5 protein-coding genes are annotated in these 3,750 nt (G+C 71.1%); 2 read left to right on the forward strand and 3 right to left on the reverse strand.

The genetic code is table 11. The features are described from left to right. Window positions 1-308, reverse strand: a 308-nt coding sequence (locus ACM2XV_RS13260; RefSeq protein ID WP_487027270.1) for a phytoene desaturase family protein, incomplete at its 3' end; no start/stop codon positions are given. Between the two features lie 95 nt (window positions 309-403). On the opposite strand from ACM2XV_RS13260, the gene ACM2XV_RS13265 reads away from it, so the two are divergent. Next, window positions 404-1,876, forward strand: coding sequence for a lipase maturation factor family protein (locus ACM2XV_RS13265; RefSeq protein WP_487027271.1), 1,473 nt, complete (start codon window positions 404-406; stop codon window positions 1,874-1,876). A gap of 31 nt (window positions 1,877-1,907) precedes the next feature. Here the strand turns inward: ACM2XV_RS13265 and ACM2XV_RS13270 are convergent, their stop codons facing one another. After that, window positions 1,908-2,438 (reverse strand): hypothetical protein, encoded by a 531-nt coding sequence (locus tag ACM2XV_RS13270; RefSeq protein ID WP_487027272.1) that lies wholly within the window; start codon window positions 2,436-2,438, stop codon window positions 1,908-1,910. 54 nt (window positions 2,439-2,492) lie between these two features. After that, complete coding sequence (locus ACM2XV_RS13275; protein WP_344778305.1) at window positions 2,493-2,879, reverse strand: iron chaperone; 387 nt, start codon at window positions 2,877-2,879, stop codon at window positions 2,493-2,495. 151 nt (window positions 2,880-3,030) lie between these two features. On the opposite strand from ACM2XV_RS13275, the gene ACM2XV_RS13280 reads away from it, so the two are divergent. After that, window positions 3,031-3,750 (forward strand): alpha/beta fold hydrolase (locus ACM2XV_RS13280; RefSeq protein ID WP_487027273.1); only part of this gene is annotated, 720 nt, incomplete at its 3' end.

The raw sequence follows: 3,750 nt of genomic DNA on the forward strand, positions 1-3,750 counted from the left end.
GCAGTCGCCCCGCCGGGCGCGGACGCGGCGGCGAGCGCGTGGCCGTAGGACAGTTCGGGCGTGAGCAGCTCGAGGCGCCGGGTCAGCCCGAAGCGGCGGAAGAACTCGGAGTGCACGGCCATCGGGTGCACGGCCGAGCCGACGTCGTGGTGGAAGCCGGGCAGGGTGAGCTCGCGGGTCGCGGCGCCGCCGCCGAGGTGGTCCGAGCGCTCGAACACGGTGACCGAGAGACCCGCGCGGGCGAGGGTGACAGCGCCCGCAAGCCCATTGGGGCCCGAGCCGACGACGATCGCGCGACCGGTGGACATGCCCCCACCCTAGGGTTCGGGCCGCGTGCGCTGTAGGGGTGTCATCTCGGGCGCGAGCGCGCTACGGTCGCGCCTGTCATGGAGGATCTGCGCTGATGGACTGGCTGGGCTGGCTCGGAACCGGCGACTACGACGTGGCACGCGAGGTGGTGCAGCGCGGAGTGGCAGCCGTGTTCCTGATCGCGTTCCTCTCGGCCGCCGATCAGTTCCCGGCGCTGCTCGGCGAGCACGGGCTGCTGCCGGTGCCGCGGTTCCTCGACCGTGCCTACGCGCGCCGACAGCCGACGATCTTCCGCTGGCACTACAGCGATCGGATGCTTCGCCTCGTCGCGTGGGGCGGGGTCGTCGCCTCGGCGGTGCTCGTCGCCGGGCTTCCGCAGCTCGCCGCCCCCGGCGCGGCCGCTGTGCTCACCACGGTGCTGTTCCTGCTGCTGTGGGGCGCGTATCTCTCGATCGTCAATGTCGGGCAGACCTTCTACGGTTTCGGCTGGGAGTCCCTGCTGTGCGAGGCGGGCTTCACGGTGGCGTGGCTCGGCGCAGCATCCGTCGTCGCTCCGGCCGCCACGCCCGTGACGACGCTGTTCCTCGTCCGCTGGCTGGTGTTCCGTCTCGAGTTCGGCGCCGGCATGATCAAGCTGCGCGGCGGGCCCGAATGGCGCGATCTGACGGCGCTGTACTACCACCACGAGACGCAGCCCATGCCGGGCCCGTTCAGCAGGCAGGCGCATCTGCTGCCGAAGTGGGTGCACCGCGGCGAGGTGATCGGCAATCACTTCGCGCAGCTGCTCTGCCCGTTCTTCCTGTTCGCGCCGCAGCCGGTCGCGTCGGTCGCGGCCGCGATCATGATCGTGACGCAGCTGTGGCTGATCGTCACCGGGAACTTCGCCTGGCTCAACTGGCTGACGGTCGTGCTGCTGTTCTCGGGCATCAGCGACGACGTGGTGCACGCCGTGATCCCGGCGTGGGCGTGGCCCGTGTCGAGTGACGCGCGCGGGTTGGGCGCCCTGCCCGTCTGGTACGGCGTGGTCGTGCTCGCGGCATCCGCCCTGCTCATCTATCTGTCGTGGTGGCCGGCGCGCAATCTGCTCGCGCGCCGGCAGCTGATGAACGCGAGCTTCAACCGCTGGCACCTCGTGAATGCGTACGGCGCGTTCGGAAGCGTCACGAAGCGACGCGACGAGATCGTGATCGAGGGCACGGATGACCCGGCCGGGCGATCCGGGTGGAGAGCGTACGAGTTCCACGGCAAGCCCGGTGACCCGGGCCGTGTGCCGCGCTGGTTCGCGCCGTACCACCTGCGGCTCGACTGGCTGATGTGGTTCCTCGCGCTGGGCGCCGAAGGCGGCGGCTGGTTCGACATGCTGCTCGTGCGGCTGCTGCAGGCCGATCGGCCCACGCTGCGACTGCTGCGGGTCGACCCGTTCGGCGGGCGGGCACCGGCGTTCGTGCGGGCCCGCGTGTACCGCTACCGCTTCGCGACGCGTGCCGAGCACCGCGAGACGGGCCTCGTGTGGATCCGTGAGGATCGCGGCCTGCTCGTGCCACCCGTCGGCGCTCGGGCCGACTAGCGGCCCCTGCGATCGCGTCGCGCGAGCGTCGTCACTCGCCCGTCAGGAGCCGGTCGGGCACCTCGAACTGCAGGCGGGTGAGCCACTCGGGAAAGGCCTCGGGCCAGGGGCGCCCTGTCGGCAGGCGCCGCAGCTGGCGCCGCACATCGCCCGACGACGCCGGCACGGGCAGCACGCGCGTCGGCGCCTTGCTCGAGAGCGCGCCGAACCACCAGTGCCGCCACGTGCCCTCGACGGCCTCGGGGTCGAGCACCAGGTAGTAGTCGGGCAGCTGGGCGCGGCCGGCGCGCAGCGCATCGGCCGCGACCTCGGCCTCCATGAGCAGCGTCTCGAGCGAGATCCGGTCGTCGAAGAACTCGACCCACGCCGCGGCGACGTGCGCGAGCGGGTCCGCGTCGCTGACCACGAACGACGCCGGCGACCGGCTGATGCGGCGCGCCGCCTCGTCCTCGTCGCCCGCGATGCTGAAGGCATCGACGTTGTGCAGCGTGCCGAGCTCTGTGATCAGCTCGGACGACCCAGATCCGACCAGTGTGACAACGGTTCCGCTCGATACGGCCATGTCTCACATTAAGCGCCGAGGCCGCCGATCAGCCATGCAATCCGGCGTGGCGTGTCACTCGACGCGGGCCGCTGCCGCGTCGATCTGCATGCGGCGAGCGCGCACCAGCTCGTCGAACACGTCGAGGGGCAGAGGGTTCCTGGTCGTGAAGTGCACGGACCCCGTCGTGGTCTCGAGCTCCGGGTGGGCCGCCGCGACGGCCGAGACCGCCGCGCCGCTGAACGGGTACACCGAGTAGCCGGCCTTGGTGGGCTGCAGCGAGACGAGCGCCTTGCCGCGATAAGTCAGCGCAGGCATCCCGTAGCTGCGCCCCTCTTCGAGGCCTTCGACGATCTCGCGGGCGCGCTCGAAGTACGGGCGCAGCACCTTCGCGCGTCCCTCATCGATCGAGGCCAGGTAGTCCTCGACCTCGGTGCAGCCGCCGGCGCCCGAGTCGGACATGCGAACAGTGTGCACCCGACCCGGCCTCGCGCAACAGCATCGGCCTGCGCGCATCGAGGCCTGCGCACCGCCCGATCTGCTTAAGGGGGTGCAATGAACCGACTGTGCGTTCTTCTAGCGGGAAAGTGAGGGCGCGTGTAACTTCCGCGCCATGACGAAACCCACCATCGTGCTCGTCCACGGCGCTTGGGCCGACGCCTCCAGCTGGAACCCCGTCGCCACCGCGCTCCAATCGCAGGGCTTCACCGTCCTCGCTCCCACCAACCTGCTGCGCGGCGTGCAGCAGGACTCCGACTACGTCGCCTCCTATCTGGCCCAGCACACGCAGGGGCCCGTCGTGCTGGTCGGCCACTCCTACGGCGGCTTCGTGATCACCAACGCCGGGGCGAGGGGCGGCGACGTCAAGGCGCTGGTCTACGTCGACGCCTTCATTCCCGACGAGGGGCAGTTCGTCTTCCAGCTGCTGGGCGGCTCGGGCTCGGCGTTCGACGTGCCCGACCCGACGACCGTGTTCGACATCCTGGGCTACCCCGGCGCACCCGAGGGCGACGCCGAGGCGCACCTCAAGCCCGACACCGTGCACACGGCCTTCGCGCAGGACCTGCCCGAGGCCGATCGCTGGCTGATCGTCGCCGGCCAGCGCCCGATCACCCTGCAGGCGAACACCACGCCGTCCGGGCCGCCCGCCTGGAGGTCGATTCCGAGCTGGGCCGTCATCGGCACCGAGGACAGGGTGATTCCGCCAGCCGTGCAGCGCAGCATGGCCGAGAACGCGGGGGCGACCGTCACCGAGGTCGGCGGCTCGCACGTGTCGATGCTCAGCCACCCGCAGGCGACCATCGACGCGATCCTCGCCGCGGCGGCCGCGGTC

This window comes from Gryllotalpicola sp. CP2-P1 (genome assembly GCF_057512245.1).

What these genes read in the sequence shown, in the direction of transcription:
- ACM2XV_RS13265 (WP_487027271.1), top strand. Translation starts at nt 404, where the DNA reads ATGGACTGGCTGGGCTGGCTCGGAACCGGCGACTACGACGTGGCACGC.
- ACM2XV_RS13270 (WP_487027272.1), bottom strand. Translation starts at nt 2,438, where the DNA reads ATGGCCGTATCGAGCGGAACCGTTGTCACACTGGTCGGATCTGGGTCG.
- ACM2XV_RS13275 (WP_344778305.1), bottom strand. Translation starts at nt 2,879, where the DNA reads ATGTCCGACTCGGGCGCCGGCGGCTGCACCGAGGTCGAGGACTACCTG.